This is a genomic window from Pantoea sp. AG702 (assembly GCF_003182295.1).
In the GTDB taxonomy this organism is placed as follows: Bacteria; Pseudomonadota; Gammaproteobacteria; order Enterobacterales; family Enterobacteriaceae; genus Pantoea; species Pantoea ananatis.
On record NZ_QGTU01000009.1, the window covers coordinates 1 to 17,668 of the forward strand.

16 protein-coding genes and 2 tRNA genes are annotated in these 17,668 nt (G+C 52.5%); 10 read left to right on the plus strand and 8 right to left on the minus strand.

Annotated elements, in window-relative coordinates; all coding sequences use genetic code 11:
* Positions 1-17: 17 nt before the first annotated feature.
* Both DFO57_RS19215 and DFO57_RS19220 read left to right on the plus strand, forming a co-directional pair.
* Positions 18-94 (plus strand) — tRNA-Asp (locus DFO57_RS19215).
* An 8-nt stretch (positions 95-102) separates the two neighbouring features.
* Positions 103-178: transfer RNA gene (locus DFO57_RS19220), tRNA-Trp, on the plus strand.
* 112 nt (positions 179-290) lie between these two features.
* Here DFO57_RS19220 and hdfR read toward each other — a convergent pair.
* Complete coding sequence (gene hdfR / locus DFO57_RS19225) at positions 291-1,115, minus strand: HTH-type transcriptional regulator HdfR (protein ID WP_013027669.1); 825 nt, start codon at positions 1,113-1,115, stop codon at positions 291-293.
* 121 nt (positions 1,116-1,236) lie between these two features.
* On the opposite strand from hdfR, the gene DFO57_RS19230 reads away from it, so the two are divergent.
* Positions 1,237-1,575: a DUF413 domain-containing protein gene (locus tag DFO57_RS19230; protein WP_006121163.1), complete on the plus strand. Its 339-nt coding sequence runs from the start codon at positions 1,237-1,239 to the stop codon at positions 1,573-1,575.
* A 23-nt stretch (positions 1,576-1,598) separates the two neighbouring features.
* Here the strand turns inward: DFO57_RS19230 and DFO57_RS19235 are convergent, their stop codons facing one another.
* Positions 1,599-3,119 carry a YifB family Mg chelatase-like AAA ATPase gene (locus DFO57_RS19235; RefSeq protein WP_014604775.1) on the minus strand — a complete coding sequence of 507 codons (1,521 nt, stop codon included), beginning with the start codon at positions 3,117-3,119 and terminating at the stop codon, positions 1,599-1,601.
* A gap of 330 nt (positions 3,120-3,449) precedes the next feature.
* Here DFO57_RS19235 and ilvL point away from each other — a divergent pair, with 330 nt between their 5' ends.
* The 6 genes from ilvL (at position 3,450) to ilvA (ending at position 10,006) form a co-directional block, all read left to right on the plus strand.
* Entirely contained in the window at positions 3,450-3,548 is a 99-nt protein-coding gene (gene ilvL / locus DFO57_RS19240) for an ilv operon leader peptide (RefSeq protein ID WP_071785161.1), read from the plus strand.
* Between the two features lie 150 nt (positions 3,549-3,698).
* The gene (ilvG, locus tag DFO57_RS19245) at positions 3,699-5,345 is read left to right on the plus strand and encodes an acetolactate synthase 2 catalytic subunit (RefSeq protein WP_014594867.1); all 1,647 of its coding nucleotides are present in this window, start codon (positions 3,699-3,701) and stop codon (positions 5,343-5,345) included.
* Positions 5,342-5,599: an acetolactate synthase 2 small subunit gene (ilvM, locus tag DFO57_RS19250; RefSeq protein ID WP_013027665.1), complete on the plus strand. Its 258-nt coding sequence runs from the start codon at positions 5,342-5,344 to the stop codon at positions 5,597-5,599. The genes ilvG and ilvM overlap by 4 nt, the downstream gene beginning before the upstream one ends.
* An 18-nt stretch (positions 5,600-5,617) precedes the next feature.
* A complete protein-coding gene (locus DFO57_RS19255; protein ID WP_014604777.1) occupies positions 5,618-6,547 on the plus strand; it encodes a branched-chain amino acid transaminase in 930 nt (309 codons plus the stop codon).
* 59 nt (positions 6,548-6,606) lie between these two features.
* A complete protein-coding gene (gene ilvD / locus DFO57_RS19260; RefSeq protein ID WP_110015604.1) occupies positions 6,607-8,457 on the plus strand; it encodes a dihydroxy-acid dehydratase in 1,851 nt (616 codons plus the stop codon).
* Position 8,458: 1 nt separating this feature from the next.
* Positions 8,459-10,006: a threonine ammonia-lyase, biosynthetic gene (ilvA, locus tag DFO57_RS19265; RefSeq protein WP_110015605.1), complete on the plus strand. Its 1,548-nt coding sequence runs from the start codon at positions 8,459-8,461 to the stop codon at positions 10,004-10,006.
* Here the strand turns inward: ilvA and ilvY are convergent, their stop codons facing one another.
* Positions 10,007-10,888, minus strand: a complete 882-nt coding sequence (gene ilvY, locus DFO57_RS19270) for an HTH-type transcriptional activator IlvY (RefSeq protein WP_110015606.1) — start codon at positions 10,886-10,888, stop codon at positions 10,007-10,009.
* A 161-nt stretch (positions 10,889-11,049) separates the two neighbouring features.
* On the opposite strand from ilvY, the gene ilvC reads away from it, so the two are divergent.
* Complete coding sequence (ilvC, locus tag DFO57_RS19275) at positions 11,050-12,525, plus strand: ketol-acid reductoisomerase (protein WP_013027660.1); 1,476 nt, start codon at positions 11,050-11,052, stop codon at positions 12,523-12,525.
* Positions 12,526-12,643: 118 nt separating this feature from the next.
* Here ilvC and DFO57_RS19280 read toward each other — a convergent pair whose 3' ends face one another.
* From DFO57_RS19280 to hilA, 5 genes are read right to left on the minus strand one after another with little or no spacing between them, the layout of a single operon-like run.
* The gene (locus DFO57_RS19280) at positions 12,644-13,885 is read right to left on the minus strand and encodes an MFS transporter (RefSeq protein ID WP_110015607.1); all 1,242 of its coding nucleotides are present in this window, start codon (positions 13,883-13,885) and stop codon (positions 12,644-12,646) included.
* Positions 13,886-13,931: 46 nt separating this feature from the next.
* Positions 13,932-15,188, minus strand: coding sequence for an acetyl-CoA carboxylase biotin carboxylase subunit family protein (locus DFO57_RS19285; RefSeq protein WP_028715909.1), 1,257 nt, complete (start codon positions 15,186-15,188; stop codon positions 13,932-13,934).
* 48 nt (positions 15,189-15,236) lie between these two features.
* Positions 15,237-15,971 carry an SDR family NAD(P)-dependent oxidoreductase gene (locus tag DFO57_RS19290; RefSeq protein ID WP_105087927.1) on the minus strand — a complete coding sequence of 245 codons (735 nt, stop codon included), beginning with the start codon at positions 15,969-15,971 and terminating at the stop codon, positions 15,237-15,239.
* Entirely contained in the window at positions 15,959-16,699 is a 741-nt protein-coding gene (gene hilB / locus DFO57_RS19295; protein ID WP_110015608.1) for a 3(1)-hydroxy-L-isoleucine 4-dioxygenase HilB, read from the minus strand. The genes DFO57_RS19290 and hilB overlap by 13 nt, the downstream gene beginning before the upstream one ends.
* Positions 16,700-16,749: 50 nt before the next feature.
* The gene (gene hilA / locus DFO57_RS19300) at positions 16,750-17,640 is read right to left on the minus strand and encodes an L-isoleucine 3(1)-dioxygenase (protein ID WP_105087925.1); all 891 of its coding nucleotides are present in this window, start codon (positions 17,638-17,640) and stop codon (positions 16,750-16,752) included.
* Positions 17,641-17,668 lie beyond the last annotated feature (28 nt).

The following is a 17,668-nucleotide window of genomic DNA, read 5'->3' on the forward strand; positions in this document are numbered from 1 at the left end:
GTCAGTACAGAATCGGTGGAGCGGTAGTTCAGTTGGTTAGAATACCTGCCTGTCACGCAGGGGGTCGCGGGTTCGAGCCCCGTCCGTTCCGCCACCCTTTTTAGGGGCGTAGTTCAATTGGTAGAGCACCGGTCTCCAAAACCGGGTGTTGGGGGTTCGAGTCCCTCCGCCCCTGCCAGAAAGAGAAAAATCCTTTGCTTCGGCGAAGGATTTTTTTTTGCCTGCAGAAAAGTGAAAAAGAAAACCAGCCAGCAGATACTGGCCCAATCCTCTTTGACTTCCCCCTGTTTTTAATTAGGTACCACAGGAAACTTTAACAGCTGACGGATGTACGTTTGCTGATCGCTGTTTTGTAACCACACAGCATAAAGAGGGCGAACGGCTACAGAAGTATCAGGCATTACCATCAGATCGCTGTAAAGGCTTTGCCAGAAATCAGGTAGAAACGCACATGCACCTGTCGTATGAAGCAACTCACGCGTCACCTGAGCGGATGTGGTTGTTAACACGGGCACATCGTCACCGCCAGAGAGATAGCTTTGATGCTGATGAAAGTCGGCTCCCCATTCCAGTTTTATATAATCATATTTTTCACGCTTGTCTGTCTGTCGTGAGCGAAACAGCGCCAGTGAAATATGACCGATCTGCTGACTGGTTAACTCATCCATCTTCGGCGCTTCAGTGGTGATTAATAAATCCAGCTGACGTTCGTGAAGCTGCTTAACCAGTAAATGGCGTTGTGCCACACGCGCTTCCAGATGGAGGCTCTCACGGTTCTCATAGAGCGTCTGAAGCCAGGGTGTTAAATACGCCTCCCATAACGAGGCACTGGCACCAATGGAGAGCTCGTGGTGCTGCTGCGTATGCGACACTTCTTTCTTGGCCATCAGCCACGTATTCATCAGGCTTTCCGCATAGGGCAGCAGCCGTTCACCTGCGGAGGTCAGACGGATATTGTTACGATGTCGGGTAAAAAGATTAACACCAAGCTGATTTTCTAACTGGCGGATGCGAAAACTGACAGCAGACTGCGTTAAGTAAAGTGCTTCTGCAGCGCGCCCGAAATGACGAGTTCTGCTCACTTCCAGGAAAGTTTTCAGTAATTCCGTATCCACAGCGTTCTCCCAAAATTTGTTTGTCGTATAGATTTAAATGTTTTGTTTTACACTCTGTCAAGCCTATCTAATACTCCGCGCCATAAATAGCACGGCCATAAGAGAAACAGGAGCGTGTAACATGGCGGAAAGCTTCTCAACGGAAAATCGTTTCTTTGACAACAAACATTACCCACGCGGTTTTTCGCGACATGGTGACTTTACGATTAAAGAAGCACAGCTACTTGAACGTCACGGCGTAGCGTTTAATGAGCTGGACCTCGCCAAGCGTGAGCCAGCGACAGAAGAAGAGCGTCTGTTCATTGAGGTTTGTCGTGGCGTGCGTGAGCCACAAACGGAAGCAGAACGTGTATGGTCCAAATACATGACACGTATTAAGCGTCCTAAGCGTTTTCACACGCTGTCAGGCGGTAAACCACAGATGGATACCGTTGAAGACTACACCGAAAGCGACGATTAACGAGAAGGGGTGAAAGCCCCTTTTTACTGCAAGCTTTTGTGCAAATAGATCATCAGTCGGTCAATGCTTCGATAGCTTACGGCCTCCTGAAGATGATGACGTCCAATCACCTCTTCCCCCGCTAAATCGGCCACCGTGCGCGCCACTTTCAGGATACGTTGCCACGCCCTCACCGATAAGCCCAGCTGATTTAAAACAGATTCAAGCCACCGTGCATCCGACGGCGAAATCTGACACCACTGTAGTACATCTGAATTAGCCAACTGCGCATTAATCTTCCCTGAGCGCGCCATCTGTACCTGACGCGCGGCAAAAACGCGCTCACGCACTTCTGCAGAGCTTTCCCCTGCCTGCCGTTGCTGACTCAGCATTCCCGCAGGAAGCAGCGGAACTTCCAGTGACAGATCAAAGCGATCCAGGAAAGGACCAGAAAGTTTACTGAGATAGCGTAAAACCTGCTGTGGCGACGTACGGTTATGTTGTCCCTGATAGTGTCCGGTTGGGCTGGGATTCATTGCTGCGATTAACTGAAAGCGTGCGGGATAAACGACGTTGGCCCTGGCCCGCGAAATGGCCACTTCGCCGGACTCAATGGGTTCACGTAACGCGTCCAGCACGCTGCGCTGAAACTCAGGCAGTTCGTCCAGAAACAGCACGCCGTTATGTGCCAGCGAGATTTCTCCGGGTCGTGGTAACGCACCGCCCCCGATAAGGGCATACAGTGAAGCGCTGTGATGAGGGGCTCTAAAAGGCCGCTTACGCCATCGCAGATGTAATGGAGATGTCTGGCTCAGGCTGGCGATGGCGGCGCACTCCAGGGCTTCCTGATCGCTTAACGGCGGCATGATACCGGGTAAGCGTGTGGCGAGCATGGTCTTACCGGTTCCCGGCGGACCGATCAGCAACAGATTATGTCCACCTGCAGCGGTAATCTCCAGGGCACGCCGTCCCTGCTCCTGACCCACAATATCGCGAAGATCTTCGGTAATGCCGTCATCATCTTTAACATGAGCGGTTGCGGTCGCTAACTCACACTTACCGTGCAAAAAGGCACAAATCTCGATCAAATGTGCGGCGACTAAAGTCGCGCCCTGACGTATCAATCCCACATCAGGCTGGTTTTCAGCAGAGAGCACCAGCTGCCGGCCGGCTCCTGTCGCAGCCAGTGCCGCCGGAATGGCGCCTTTAACGCCACACAGGCCACCGTTAAGCGCCAGCTCACCCAGAAACTCGTAGTGGTTGAGCCTGTCCGCAGGAAGCTGCTCAGAGGCCACCAGAATGGCGATAGCCATAGGCAAATCATAGCGGCCGCCTTCTTTGGGTAAATCTGCCGGGCCTAAGTTGATGGTGATACGTCGGGCAGGGAAGTCAAAACCGCTGTTGATAATGGCACTGCGTACGCGTTCACGCGCCTCTTTCACGGTCGTTTCAGGCAACCCTACCAACGTGAGGGCGGGCAATCCGTTACTGATATGCACTTCAATCGTCACCAGCGGCGCTTCAACACCGATGGCTGCCCGTGTCAGCACCTTTGACAATGACATAGCGGCCCCCAAATGCGGCCATTCTGTACGCGGAATTCAGGTGTAGCGAAGCCCAGAACAAGGAAATGTATGTCGCCCCGCAAACTTTTTATCTGCCATACATCGGGTTTCACATTTTGCAGAAGCAGACTGTGAAATCGTCAAAATGCAATGAGCGGCCTTTTTTTGTCCGGAACCCCGGATGATAAAATAATCTTTTAATAACAATTCGATAATGAATACGGTAAACCTGCGTGATTAAAAAACCTGATAAAAAATATTGTAATTAGAGAGGTAACTATGATAACTCTGTAGGCATTACTTCGAACGAGTTAAAGAATCGAATACGTTATGAAAGCCCTTCTACTAGTGATTAGCCTTGTCGTGATTAGCGTGGTGGTGATTATTAACCCACTGTGCGGGGCAACGCTTGGAGCAAGAAAGGCTTAAAAATCAAGCCAGAACTCTAAAAAACCCCCCGCACCGAAAGGTCCGGGGGTTTTTTTTTGACCTGGCAAAAACTTAGTAAATCTGCAAGGAACAAACAATGAACAGTAGCATAAAATTCTGTTGTTCCCCTCGGAATACAGGAGAATAGCGATGACAGGTGCACAATGGGTAGTTCAGGCTTTACGCGCACAGGGCGTTGATATCGTATTTGGCTATCCTGGTGGCGCGATCATGCCAGTATACGATGCGCTATACGACGGCGGCGTAGAACACCTGTTGTGCCGTCATGAGCAGGGCGCGGTAATGGCCGCAATCGGCTATGCCCGTTCAACCGGCAAAACCGGCGTTTGCATCGCAACCTCTGGCCCCGGCGCGACGAATCTGATCACCGGTCTTGCCGACGCCATGATGGACTCTGTTCCGGTCGTCGCCTTAACCGGGCAGGTCGCCTCTGCGTTCATCGGCACGGATGCATTCCAGGAAATCGATGTTCTTGGCCTGTCATTAGCCTGCACGAAACACAGCTTTATGGTTGAGTCTCTGGACGAGTTGCCTTCCGTCATGGCCGAAGCCTTCGCTATTGCCCAGTCAGGCCGCCCCGGTCCTGTATTAGTGGATATCCCGAAAGATATCCAGATGGCAAAAGGCGAGCCTTCGCCGCAGTTGATGCCGGTCGAAGAAGTGATGTCGATGCCGCACCAGGCCATTGTTGAAGCGCGCGCCATGATGGCTCAGGCTAAAAAGCCGATATTCTATGTGGGCGGCGGTGTAGGGATGGCGCAGGCCGTGCCGGCGCTGCGCGCGCTGATGCAGGAGACCGGCATCCCTGCTGTCGCCACGCTGAAAGGCCTGGGAAGTGTTGACGCCCACAGCGAAGGCTATCTGGGCATGCTGGGCATGCATGGTACTAAGGCCGCAAACCTTGCCGTGCAGTCCTGTGACCTGTTGATTGCCGTTGGCGCGCGTTTTGACGACCGCGTCACCGGTAAACTGGATACGTTTGCCCCGCTGGCCAGCGTGATTCATCTGGATGTTGATCCCGCAGAACTGAACAAGTTGCGCCGTGCGCATGTTTCACTGCAGGGCGATCTTAACCATGTCCTGCCAGCCTTGAGCCAGCCTTTACAGATTCAGACATGGCGTGACGAAGTCGCCGCCCTGAAAGCCCAGCATGCATGGCGCTACGATCATCCCGGCGAAGCGATCTATGCGCCGTTATTATTGAAACAACTGTCCGACCGCAAGCCTGCTAACACCGTGATCACGACCGACGTCGGCCAGCACCAGATGTGGGCGGCCCAGCATATCTCCTGTGACGCGCCTGAAGATTTCATCACCTCCAGCGGATTAGGCACCATGGGCTTTGGGCTGCCCGCGGCGATCGGTGCGCAGGTTGCGCGTCCCAACGATACGGTTATCTGCGTCTCGGGCGATGGCTCGATCATGATGAACATTCAGGAGCTGGGCACCATCAAGCGTGGCAAGCTGCCTGTAAAAATTCTGCTGCTGGACAACCAGCGTTTAGGCATGGTGCGCCAGTGGCAGCAACTGTTTTTTGATGGTCGCTACAGTGAAACCATCCTGACTGATAATCCCGACTTCCTTACGCTGGCCAGCGCGTTTGATATCCCAGGCCAGCGAATCACCCGTAAAGATCAGGTCGACGCCGCACTCGATGCTCTGCTGAGCAGTGAAGGACCTTACTTCCTGCATGTTTCAATCGATGAGCATGAAAACGTCTGGCCATTGGTACCGCCTGGTGCCAGCAACGCCAACATGATGGAGAAAACCGTATGAACCAGCATCAATTGTCTATCGAAGCGCGCTTTCGACCTGAAATATTGGAACGTATTTTACGTGTGGTACGCCATCGTGGTTTTCAGGTGTGTTCCATGAACATGGCCACCGTGGCTAACACTGAAAACATTAATATCGAAATGACCGTTGCCAGCCAGCGCTCTGTCGATTTACTGTCTTCCCAGCTAAGAAAACTGATGGATGTCGCCTGCGTCCAGACTCAACAACAGACATCACAACAAATACGCGCGTAGTCGCTATAGGAAATAATAATGAGCACGAAGAAAGCAGACTTTATTTGGTTCAACGGCGAAATGGTTAAGTGGGAAGAGGCAAAAGTCAGCGTGATGTCTCACGCTTTGCACTACGGCACATCGGTATTTGAAGGCGTTCGCTGCTATGACTCCCATAAAGGGCCGGTTGTATTCCGTCACCGTGAGCACATGCAGCGCCTGCACGATTCCGCCAAAATCTACCGTTTCCCAATCAAACACAGCGTTGATGAACTGATGGAAGCCTGCCGTGAAGTCATTCGCGTCAACAACCTGAAAAGCGCCTATATCCGCCCGCTGGCTTTCGTCGGTGATGTGGGACTGGGCGTGAACCCGCCGGATGGCTTTACGACCGACGTGATCATTGCGGCCTTCCCGTGGGGCGCTTATCTGGGTGCTGAAGCGCTGGAAAACGGTATTGATGCGATGGTTTCTTCATGGAACCGTGTTGCGCCCAATACGCTGCCAACCGCGGCGAAAGCAGGCGGCAACTACCTTTCCTCACTGTTAGTGGGCAGCGAAGCGCGCCGCCATGGTTATCAGGAAGGCATTGCACTGGACACCAATGGCCTGATCTCAGAAGGCGCAGGCGAAAACCTGTTTGAAGTGAAAGACGGTGTGCTGTTTACCCCGCCGTTTACTTCATCTGCACTGCCGGGCATCACCCGCGATGCCATTATTACGCTGGCGCGTGATATGGGCATCGAAGTACGTGAACAGACGCTGTCCCGTGAGTCGCTCTATCTGGCTGATGAAGTCTTTATGTCTGGCACCGCAGCTGAAATTACCCCAGTGCGTAGCGTTGACCGCATTCAGGTTGGCGCAGGCAAATGCGGCCCCGTCACCAAACGCGTTCAGCAGGCCTTCTTCGGCCTGTTCACCGGCGAGACTGAAGACAAATGGGGCTGGCTGGACCCGGTTAACGCATAACCAGACCTGCGCGGATGTCGCTGGATGTCCGCGAACTTATTTTCACTGGAGTAAAGAGCATGCCTAAGTACCGTTCCGCTACCACCACCCACGGCCGCAACATGGCCGGTGCCCGTGCCCTCTGGCGCGCAACAGGAATGACCGACGATGATTTCGGCAAACCGATTATCGCCGTCGTGAACTCCTTCACCCAGTTTGTGCCGGGCCACGTTCACCTGCGTGATCTGGGTAAGCTGGTTGCCGAGCAAATCGAAGCGGCTGGTGGCGTGGCCAAAGAGTTCAACACGATAGCGGTGGATGACGGTATTGCCATGGGCCATGGCGGCATGCTGTATTCTCTGCCTTCCCGGGAACTGATTGCTGACTCCGTCGAGTACATGGTGAATGCGCACTGTGCCGATGCCATGGTCTGCATCTCTAACTGCGACAAAATCACCCCCGGCATGTTGATGGCGTCACTGCGCCTTAACATTCCGGTTATCTTTGTGTCCGGCGGCCCGATGGAAGCCGGTAAAACCAAGCTCTCCGATCAGATCATCAAGCTGGATCTGGTGGATGCCATGATCCAGGGCGCTAACCCGAACGTCAGCGATGCCGACAGCGAGCAGATTGAACGCTCCGCCTGTCCGACCTGCGGCTCCTGTTCAGGCATGTTCACTGCAAACTCCATGAACTGCCTGACTGAAGCGCTGGGCCTGTCGCAACCGGGTAACGGTTCCCTGCTGGCCACACACGCCGACCGTAAAGAACTGTTTATCAACGCCGGTAAGCGCATCGTGAGCCTGACCAAACGCTATTACGAGCAGGACGATGCCAACATGCTGCCGCGTAACATTGCCACTAAGGCAGCGTTTGAAAATGCCATGACGCTGGATATCGCCATGGGCGGCTCAACGAATACCGTGCTGCACTTGCTGGCTGCCGCGCAGGAAGGCGAGATCGACTTCAATATCTCTGATATCGATCGCCTGTCGCGCAAAGTGCCTCAGCTGTGCAAAGTCGCACCCAGTACCCCCAAATACCATATGGAAGATGTGCACCGCGCCGGTGGCGTGATCGGTATTCTCGGCGAGTTGGATCGTGCCGGACTTATTGACACCAGCGCACGCAACATCCTGCAGCAAAGCATGCGTGAAACGATCGATCAGTACGACATCATGCTGACCCAGGACCAGGCCGTGAAGGACATGTTCCGCGCGGGCCCGGCCGGTATTCGCACCACCCAGGCGTTCTCACAGAATTGCCGTTGGGACACGCTGGATGATGACCGTACTGAAGGCTGTATCCGTACGCGCGAAAACGCCTATTCTCAGGATGGCGGTCTGGCCGTGCTGTACGGCAACATCGCCGAAGATGGCTGTATCGTGAAAACGGCGGGCGTCGATAAAGAGATTCTGACCTTCAGCGGCCCGGCCAAGGTGTATGAAAGCCAGGATGACGCAGTAGAAGCCATCCTCGGTGGCAAAGTGGTGGCAGGTGACGTGGTTGTGATTCGCTACGAAGGGCCAAAAGGCGGACCGGGCATGCAGGAAATGCTGTATCCCACCACCTACCTGAAATCGATGGGGCTGGGTAAGAGCTGTGCCCTGATCACTGACGGTCGCTTCTCTGGCGGTACCTCTGGCCTTTCCATTGGTCATGCCTCACCCGAGGCAGCCAATGGCGGCACCATCGCGCTGGTTAAAGACGGCGATATCATTGAAATTGATATTCCTAACCGCGGCATCAAGCTGGCCGTGCCGGATAATGAACTGCACGCGCGCCGTGAAGAGCAGGAAGCACGTGGCGATGCCGCTTACACGCCGATGAACCGTCAGCGCGAAGTGTCGTTTGCCCTGCGCGCCTATGCATCGCTTGCCACCAGTGCCGACAAAGGTGCCGTGCGCGATAAGAGTAAGCTGGGAGGCTAAAATGGCTGAGGCTCAACCGCTACCCGAGGCGCCCTGCGGCGCCGAGTATTTGCGCGCTGTATTGCGTTCACCGGTATACGAAGTGGCACAGGTTACCCCGCTGCAGAAGATGGAAAAAATCTCTGCGCGACTGGGCAATACCATTCTGGTCAAGCGAGAAGATCGCCAGCCGGTGCACAGTTTTAAACTGCGCGGTGCTTACGCGATGATTGCCGGACTTAACGAAGAGCAGAAAGCACGCGGCGTCGTCACCGCGTCTGCGGGTAACCATGCTCAGGGCGTTGCCTTATCCGCCACGAAGCTGGGCATCAAGTCGCTGATCGTGATGCCGCTTGCTACTGCCGACATTAAGGTGGATGCCGTGCGTGCATTTGGCGGAGAAGCCTTTCTGTTTGGTGCCAACTTTGATGAGGCAAAAGCTAAAGCTATCGAGTTAGCGACGCAGCAGGGTTACACCTTTGTCCCACCGTTTGACCATCCGGCGGTTATTGCCGGACAGGGTACGCTGGCGATGGAACTGCTGCAGCAGGACGCCCATCTCGATCGGGTCTTTGTCCCGGTGGGCGGCGGTGGTCTGGCTGCCGGTGTGGCCGTCCTGATCAAACAGCTGATGCCGCAAATCAAAGTGATTGCCGTAGAGTCAGAGGATTCAGCCTGCCTGAAGGCAGCGCTGGACGCCGGTGAGCCGGTAGATTTACCGCGCGTGGGATTATTTGCCGAAGGTGTGGCGGTGAAACGCATCGGTAATGAAACCTTCCGCCTGTGTCAGGAATTTCTCGACGATATCGTCACCGTGGACAGCGATGCGATCTGCGCGGCCATGAAAGATCTGTTTGAAGATGTGCGCGCCGTGTCGGAGCCTTCAGGGGCGCTGGCGCTGGCAGGCATGAAAAAATATGTTCAGCAGCATGACATCAAAGGCGAGCGCCTGGCGCACGTGTTGTCGGGTGCTAACGTTAACTTCCATGGCTTGCGCTACGTTTCTGAACGCTGCGAGCTGGGTGAACAACGTGAAGCGCTTCTGGCCGTCACCATAGCGGAACAGCAGGGCAGTTTCCTGAAGTTCTGCCAGACGCTGGGTGGTCGCTCGATTACCGAATTCAACTATCGCTATGCCGACACCGACAAAGCCTGCATCTTTGTGGGGGTGCGCCTGACGCGCGGGATGGAAGAGCGAGCAGAGATCATTAGTCAGTTAACGGAAAACGGCTATCAGGTGGTGGATCTGTCTGACGATGAGATGGCGAAGCTGCATGTGCGTTACATGGTGGGCGGACGGCCTTCCAAGCCGCTGCGTGAGCGTTTGTTTAGCTTTGAATTCCCGGAAGCGCCCGGTGCGTTGCTCAAGTTTCTGCAAACGCTGGGCACGCACTGGAATATCTCGTTGTTCCATTACCGCAGCCACGGCACGGATTATGGTCGGGTGCTCACGGCGTTTGAGCTCGGCAGCGATGAGCCACGTTTTGAAGAGCACCTTACCGACCTGGGCTATGATTTCCACGACGAAACTCATAACCCGGCGTTCCGCTTTTTCCTGGCCGGTCAGTAACTACAACTGATGCCAGAACGCACTGATAAGCGGCTCCCCGAGCCGCTTTTTTTGTACGCAAACCCCCAGCTCCAGCGGTGCAACGGACTCCACGTTCTCCAGCGGTAACACCCGGTTACGTACCGGCTCAGGGCTGTTTTCCAGCACCACATCCGGCAACAGGGCAATGCCACAGCCAAGCGCCACCATGGAAACGATCGCTTCATGGCCCGCAACCGTGGCGTAAATCAACGGGTTAACAATGCGGTGACGACGAAACCACAGCTCAATGGCCCGACGAACCGGCCCCTGCTCGGGCAAAATAAACGGAATCTGCGCCCAGTCAGGTGCCTCTTCCGTTGCCTGACTGCGTACCGGGCAGGGCAGCGCAGGCGCAATCAGCCCCAGCGGCAGCAGCCCCAGCGTGGTGAAGTCGATGCTGGCCGGTAGCGACTCAGGCCGGCCCGCGATAGCCAGGTCTGCATTGCCCGACTGCACCGTTTCAATCGCATCCGCCGCATCGCCGGTGGTGAGTTTGATTTCGACCTGAGGATGCTCGGCGCGAAAGCGATCCAGAATAGGGGGCAGATGGCTGTACGCGGCGGTCACCGAGCAAAACAGGCGCAGTTCACCACTAAGTGAAGGACCATTGAGATCCATAGCATGGCGCAATTGTTGATACTGCAGTAAGGTTTGTTGGGCAAACAGCTTAAGTCTTTCGCCCGCTTCGGTGAGCGCCACGGTGCGGTTATCGCGCAGAAATAAGGCGTGGCCCACATCCTCTTCCAGGCGTTGGATCTGGCGCGACAGCGTGGAAGGGCTGACGTGCATGGCGCGTGCGGTGCGGCCAAAATGGCAGCTTTCTGCCAGATGCAAAAACAATTTGAGATCGCGTAAATCCATAGGGGGTCCACCTCAGGACGGCATTGCAATTATTGCAATGTAACGTTGTTAATATATCAATTTAAGCAACAGAAATCCTGTCATATGATGGGGTCATTCGCGGCGCTGAACCTTATGCCGTCATCAGACAAAAGCAAACACAAAATTTAACCGGAGTACCCATGGCTAATTACTTCAATACACTGAATCTGCGCAACCAGTTAGCGCAACTGGGCAAATGTCGTTTTATGGGGCGTGACGAATTCGCGGATGGCGCCAGCTTCCTGAAAGGCAAAAAGATTGTGATTGTGGGCTGTGGTGCTCAGGGTCTGAATCAGGGCCTGAACATGCGTGATTCGGGTCTGGATGTGTCCTATACGCTGCGTGCAGAAGCGATTGCTGAAAAACGTGCCTCATTCCGTAAAGCGACAGAAAATGGTTTTAAAGTTGGCACTTACGAAGAACTGATTCCACAGGCGGACCTGGTGGTCAACCTGACGCCGGACAAACAGCACTCCGCCGTTGTTCAGGCTGTACAGCCACTGATGAAAGACGGTGCCGCGCTGGGCTATTCACATGGTTTCAACATTGTTGAAGTGGGCGAAACCATTCGTAAAGACATCACTGTTGTCATGGTTGCGCCGAAGTGCCCCGGCACCGAAGTGCGTGAAGAATACAAGCGTGGTTTCGGTGTTCCGACGCTGATCGCGGTTCACCCGGAAAACGATCCAAAAGGTGAAGGCATGGCGATCGCCAAAGCCTGGGCTTCTGCTACCGGTGGCGACCGCGCGGGCGTGCTGGAATCCTCTTTCGTTGCCGAAGTGAAATCTGACCTGATGGGTGAGCAGACCATTCTATGCGGCATGCTGCAGGCCGGTTCTCTGCTGTGCTTCGACAAGCTGGTGGCAGAAGGTCACGATGCGGCATACACCGAAAAACTGATTCAGTTTGGCTGGGAAACCATCACCGAATCCCTGAAGTTTGGTGGCATTACGCTGATGATGGATCGCCTGTCGAATCCGGCCAAACTGCGTGCTTACGCGCTGTCTGAGCAGCTGAAAGGCATCATGGCCCCTCTGTTCCAGAAGCACATGGATGACATCATTTCCGGCGATTTCTCTGCGGGCATGATGGCCGACTGGGCTAACGACGATAAGAAACTGCTGACCTGGCGCGAAGAGACCGGTAAAACCGCGTTCGAAACCGCACCTCAGTTCGATGGCAAAATCGAAGAGCAGGAGTACTACGATAAAGGCGTTGTCATGGTTGCGATGGTCAAAGCGGGCGTTGAGCTGGCATTTGAAACAATGGTTGATGCAGGCATCATCGAAGAGTCGGCTTACTACGAATCGCTGCATGAGCTGCCGCTGATTGCCAACACCATTGCCCGTAAGCGCCTGTACGAAATGAACGTGGTGATTTCTGATACCGCTGAGTACGGTAACTACCTGTTCTCCTTCGCGGCCGTTCCACTGCTGAAAGAGTTCATGACCACGCTGCAGCCGGGCGATCTGGGCAAAGCCATTGAAGGCACTCAGGTGGATAACGCACAGCTGCGCGACGTTAACGAGGCCGTTCGTCAGCATCCTATCGAGCAGGTAGGTCGCAAACTGCGTGGCTACATGACGGATATGAAACGCATCGCGGTTGCGGGCTAAGCCGCACCGCCACTGTTTTCAGCAAAACAGCACATGCAAAAAGGGCGCAGCCATCTGGCTGCGCCCTTTTTATGTATTAAGCCTGCGGCTTGTTATGAAAATTCAGGTATGAAAAAAGTTAACAGGATGGCTCTGACACGATCACTGGGGGTAATAAACTTTTATAGCCAAAGACACGGCGCCCGAAGAAAATCAAAAGCAAGCCAAACACTAATGCGGCAACCAGAATAATGCTAATGATTTGCAGCGGCATAAAATGCCCGGACAGCAGCGATACCACAGCCCCACTCGCCGGTACTGAACACATGTTCATCAAGCCAATAATTCCCATGGTTTTCCCTAAATGTTCTTTAGGAATGACCTGGCTTCTCAACGTGCGCAAATAAACACTGAATGCACCGTCAAAAGCCATCAGCACAGCATAGCCTGCCAGATACATTGCGTAATCAACGGACAGCGACATTATGGCACCCGCAAGAATCATGGCGCAAAACGAAAATGTTCCCAACGTGGACAAACCAAAGCGGCTGGCAAACCTGGGAACAAAGAAGAATGCCACGATAGTGACGAGAGCTGCTGTTGTCTGCAAGGCGCCAAAGTAGCGATCGGACAGGTTGAACTCTTTTAAAATGACCGCTGCGCTCACGACCAGTGCCGCGCCGTAAACCAGATTCACGACCCAGGTCAGGGCGCAAAGATGCAGCAGTATTTTGTTTTTCTTGAGCACGTGCAATGCCGTTCGGTTAGATGCCAGTAAGGTATGAAACCCTAGCTTTTCCGTCACCTCTAGATCGTGTGTTTCCAAAAAAAGATAATTAATAGCCGAAATGGCAAACAGAACAGCTGCGACGATCAAAATGCTGTCGATGCCGCCCCACGAAGAAATCGCAACCGCGATAGCAGGCCCCAATACCATAGTGATTTGATCGACGCCCTGGAGCATGGAGTGGGCTTTCGGCAAGGCTTCACTGGACAAATGACGAGGCAAGAGGGCATCCGTGGCCACAAAGTTGAGTACATAGGCTACAGACAACAAAGCCATCATCGCGGCCAGGGCCGGAAAAGTTGACCCCGGATACCAGTAAAGAAGGGCGAAGACGGCCCCCATCAGTAAGGCACGAAGAGCATCGACATTGAAAAAGATGAAACGGGGCTTGATGCGGTCAGCCATAAATCCTGATAACGGGAAGAAAATAATGCGTGGCAGCCATTCAATGACAAAGGCCAGGGATGAAAGCGTAAGCGACCCTGTCGCCTTGAGAATAGCCAGAGGAACAGCAAACAGTAAGAACTGATCGCACAACGCGCCGACAAAACGGGAAAAAACGAAGCGCTTTAAACCGAATTTTTCAGCAGACATAAGGGTACTCCTGCTTGAAAGCCGCTTTGCAGCGGCTCAAAAATAATTACGCCTGGCGTAAGGTAAAGAGCGTCGTCGCCAGGTCATCCGCTGTGCGTAGATGCTCATTAAAACCGGTTTCCGGTTTCCGGCTGGGCCAAAAAAACTCTACCGATCCCTCACGTGTTTTCCAGGACTCGAGCTTCTTCGATGTATCCAGCGGTTTTGCGGTGATCTGCATATTCACAATGTGATCAGGAAGGCTGGCAGGAAGTGTCACTTTCTCAATTGTACCGACAGGCGCTTTTATAAAGGCCACCGCACTCAGGCCTTTCGGCACTAAAGGTTCTGCAAGAGGTTTAAGGGCGTTTAAATGGCTTGCTACATGCAGCTCATAAGGATTAATGCCATAGCTCCGTTCAACCAGATCCATAATCGTGTCGCCGCCGGTGCGGGCACCCACTTCAATGATTTTGATCTCTCCGGCAGGGGTAATTCGCGCTTCAAAATGCGCCACGCCATAATGAATGCCCAGGGCATGACAGGCGCGCTCCGCGATATCCCGCAACTGTGCGTTACTGGCATGAACGGAAGGGACACTATGCCCCACTTCAACAAAATGAGGTTCCTCGCCCAGGTATTTATCCGTTACCGCAATAGCTTTGTGGTAGTCACCTTGATTTATTACCTCGACGCTGACTTCCTGAAGGGAGGGAATGTACTCTTCCACCTGGAACAGGTCTTCGGGAGCATAGGATTCACCGTTAAGTGAGATGACGTCAGCCACACTTCTGGCAAAGCTCGGTTCAATCTCCTCTTCACGGGTAATCTTCAGAACACCAAGACTACCTGCCATTTCACGGGGCTTAATAACGACAGGCAGCCCAATATCACGAATATGGTGTCTGAGTTCTTCCAGCGTACTGAATGCGGCAAAACGTGGCACCGGTAATCCGGCCTTCTCCAGCAGTTGCTTCATGACAAACTTGTCACGGCAATTATGAATAGTCTGACGACTATTACCGTGAAGCTGATAATGTTCAGCCACCAGACTGGCGGCGCGGACAGTGAAATCATTCATAGGAATGGCGGCGGCGGGTTTGCAGCCGGTTGAGGCTTCATGGGCTTTTACTGCATCCAATACGGCGTTTTCATCGGCGACATCACCTGACAAATAGCCGTCAAAAAATTTGATTGCGGCATTGGTACGATTTTTTGCCATGGTGAGCACCTGCATTCCGCCTGCTGCGCGCAGTGCACCGGCTAATACACGTTCACGAAGGGAAAACTCGCCGCCTAAAATTAATATATAACGCTTATCCATGTTGCTTCTCCTGCAAAGAGGTTGGGCCGTTTATCTGACCCAAGAAAGTTAAAGATCTTTTCCCAGCGTCCAGCCACCATCGATGACCAGTGTTGAACCTGTGACAAAACGATTCTCCGGGGCGGTCAGATAAAGTGCCGCTTCGGCAACGTCACCTGTCTCACCCAGTACCGGTAAAAACTGGCCACGCTTAATTTTTTCAAGCTGCGAGTCATCGTGGTAATAAGACTCCGTCAGTGGCGTACGAATAACGCCGGGCGCAATCGCATTGACACGAATACCGTGTTTGCCGTATTCGAGTGCCAGTTGTTTCGTCAGTCCAATGACGGCATGTTTCGATGAGACATAAGCCGTTCGATCAGGCTCGCCCATCAATCCTGAAACGGAGGCCAAATTAACCATATTTCCGGGGCAGTTCTGGTTTACCAACTGTTGGCAAAAAGCACGACCTGCTATAAAACTGGCTGTCACGTTAAGGGCAAAAACGGATTCCCACTGCGCCAGCGTTAAATCCGCGATACTGCAAATTTCACGCGTACCGGCACAGTTAATCAGAACGTTATTAGCCTCGCCGTACTCCAGAGTTTCGAAAAGTGCAGCCAGGCTGACTGAGTCAGTCACGTCCAGCTGATGATGGCGATAGGCTGACGTATCGTTAAATTCCGATGATGAACGATCGATACCCTCAACCTGATAACCTTTGTCCAGGAAAGCCTTGACCAGCGCGCGGCCAATTCCGCTGGATGCCCCCGTGATAATGGCTTTAAGCTTCAGACCGGACATGCTGTCTTCTCCTCGTTTTTCTGAAACGTGATCAGAATGATGTCGCGTTGAGCAGGGCCACTGTTTTCACGTGCGCCAACGGGAGTGACGGCATGAAGTTTGTCGTGATTAACCACTAAGGTGTCAAAAAGCTGTTCCAGACGCAGCACGCGATCAATGCTGCGAGGATGGCTGGCAATCAGACTGTCTCCGCCCAGCATATTCGGTGAGGCATTAATCATATGCACAAACACCACGTCTTCATCGTCTTTATGCAGCCAGACGGGCGAGCTATAAGCAGGCTCATTTTCCGTGGCCTGATAACGAAAAAAATGAATGCCAATGGTCAGGCTGTCGACAGGGCCAATGCTTTCATAAGCGTCTACTAACGATAAATCATCGTGCAACAGCGTTTGAAACAGACGATTGCGGGTGATCGCTTCAGGCAATAGCGGATAATCGCGAATAGTATCACCAGTATCAGGATTAAAGGCTTTTGTTTGTTTATAAGGGTTGAATTTTCCAAAGGTTAATTCGCCCTTTTCATTTTTTTTGCATTGAGCATAACCGCGCCAGCGGTTTCCTGGCGAATAAGGATCAAGAAGTAAATTCTCATAGCCTTTTTTTAATTCTTCCAGCTCATCTAAGAAATCTTCTTTATTCGAAAACTGCATGGCTTCAATTGAACGATAATAATCACCGGGAATAAAGGCATAGCCTTGCCTGGAGAGATGCGTTGCATATTCCATCGTTTATTTATCTCTGCATTAAAAGGATAGTTTTAAATACATTCCATAAGCTATGTCCAGTAAACCACCTTACGGTCATTCAGTTTTCCAATAAATCGTCCAGCAGTGAGTCGGCTTCCTTCACTTACACTGCTTACGCCATGTAAGTGACAAGCATTCATAAAGTAAAGATCGCCAGCATTGAGCTGAACAGAAAGGGATTCGGTTTCATTTAACAGATGGGGTGGATAAGGATAACCTGTTCGTGTTACGCCAAGTGTTTCACGGCACACCTGGTCGGGAATGAGATTCCAGATTTTAAGTTGGCCACCACCCTGCGCAGCTTCCAGACAAACATTATAGGCTGTTACAGTTTGAGTATTCGCAATCTCAAAGCCGTCTTCTTTTGCAAAGTCAACCTGTGCCATATCTTCATGTGGCATAAGTGACATCACACCGTTATCAAGCCAGCGACGAAAGGTTGCAAAACAGGCATAGCCGTTTTTGAATCGTGCCGGACCAAAATGAATACCTCGTTCTAAAAATTCTTTTTCCAGCGTCAGGTTGAGGAAAAGTGATTCACTATCTTCTGCGGTGGTTGCTTTCATCAGGTCGGCGACGCTTTGATTCACACGATTGACCTCATGAATATATTGTTCACCATTACGCGAAAACTGCGTTGCACCGATCTGATTGGTTAAAACAAAGCCATCGTCAGCGCGATTCCCTCCACTTTGGGTGACCCTGTAATCAAAGTTTTTTGCAAGTTTTTCGCACACGGCTTTTGATGCGTAATTACGAATAACATATAAAACATTGCCATGATGATGGCCGTTAAGAATAATGTTTTTAACAATGGAGAAGTTAATAACGCCATCTGTTGATTCCAGATAGCCAAAGTTTGTTTTTTTTGAACCCGTTAATATTGTTTGCGTAGGTTCTAAGGTCAGTAAATCAGTCATAATGTTTCCATGCCATTTGAATTTAAGA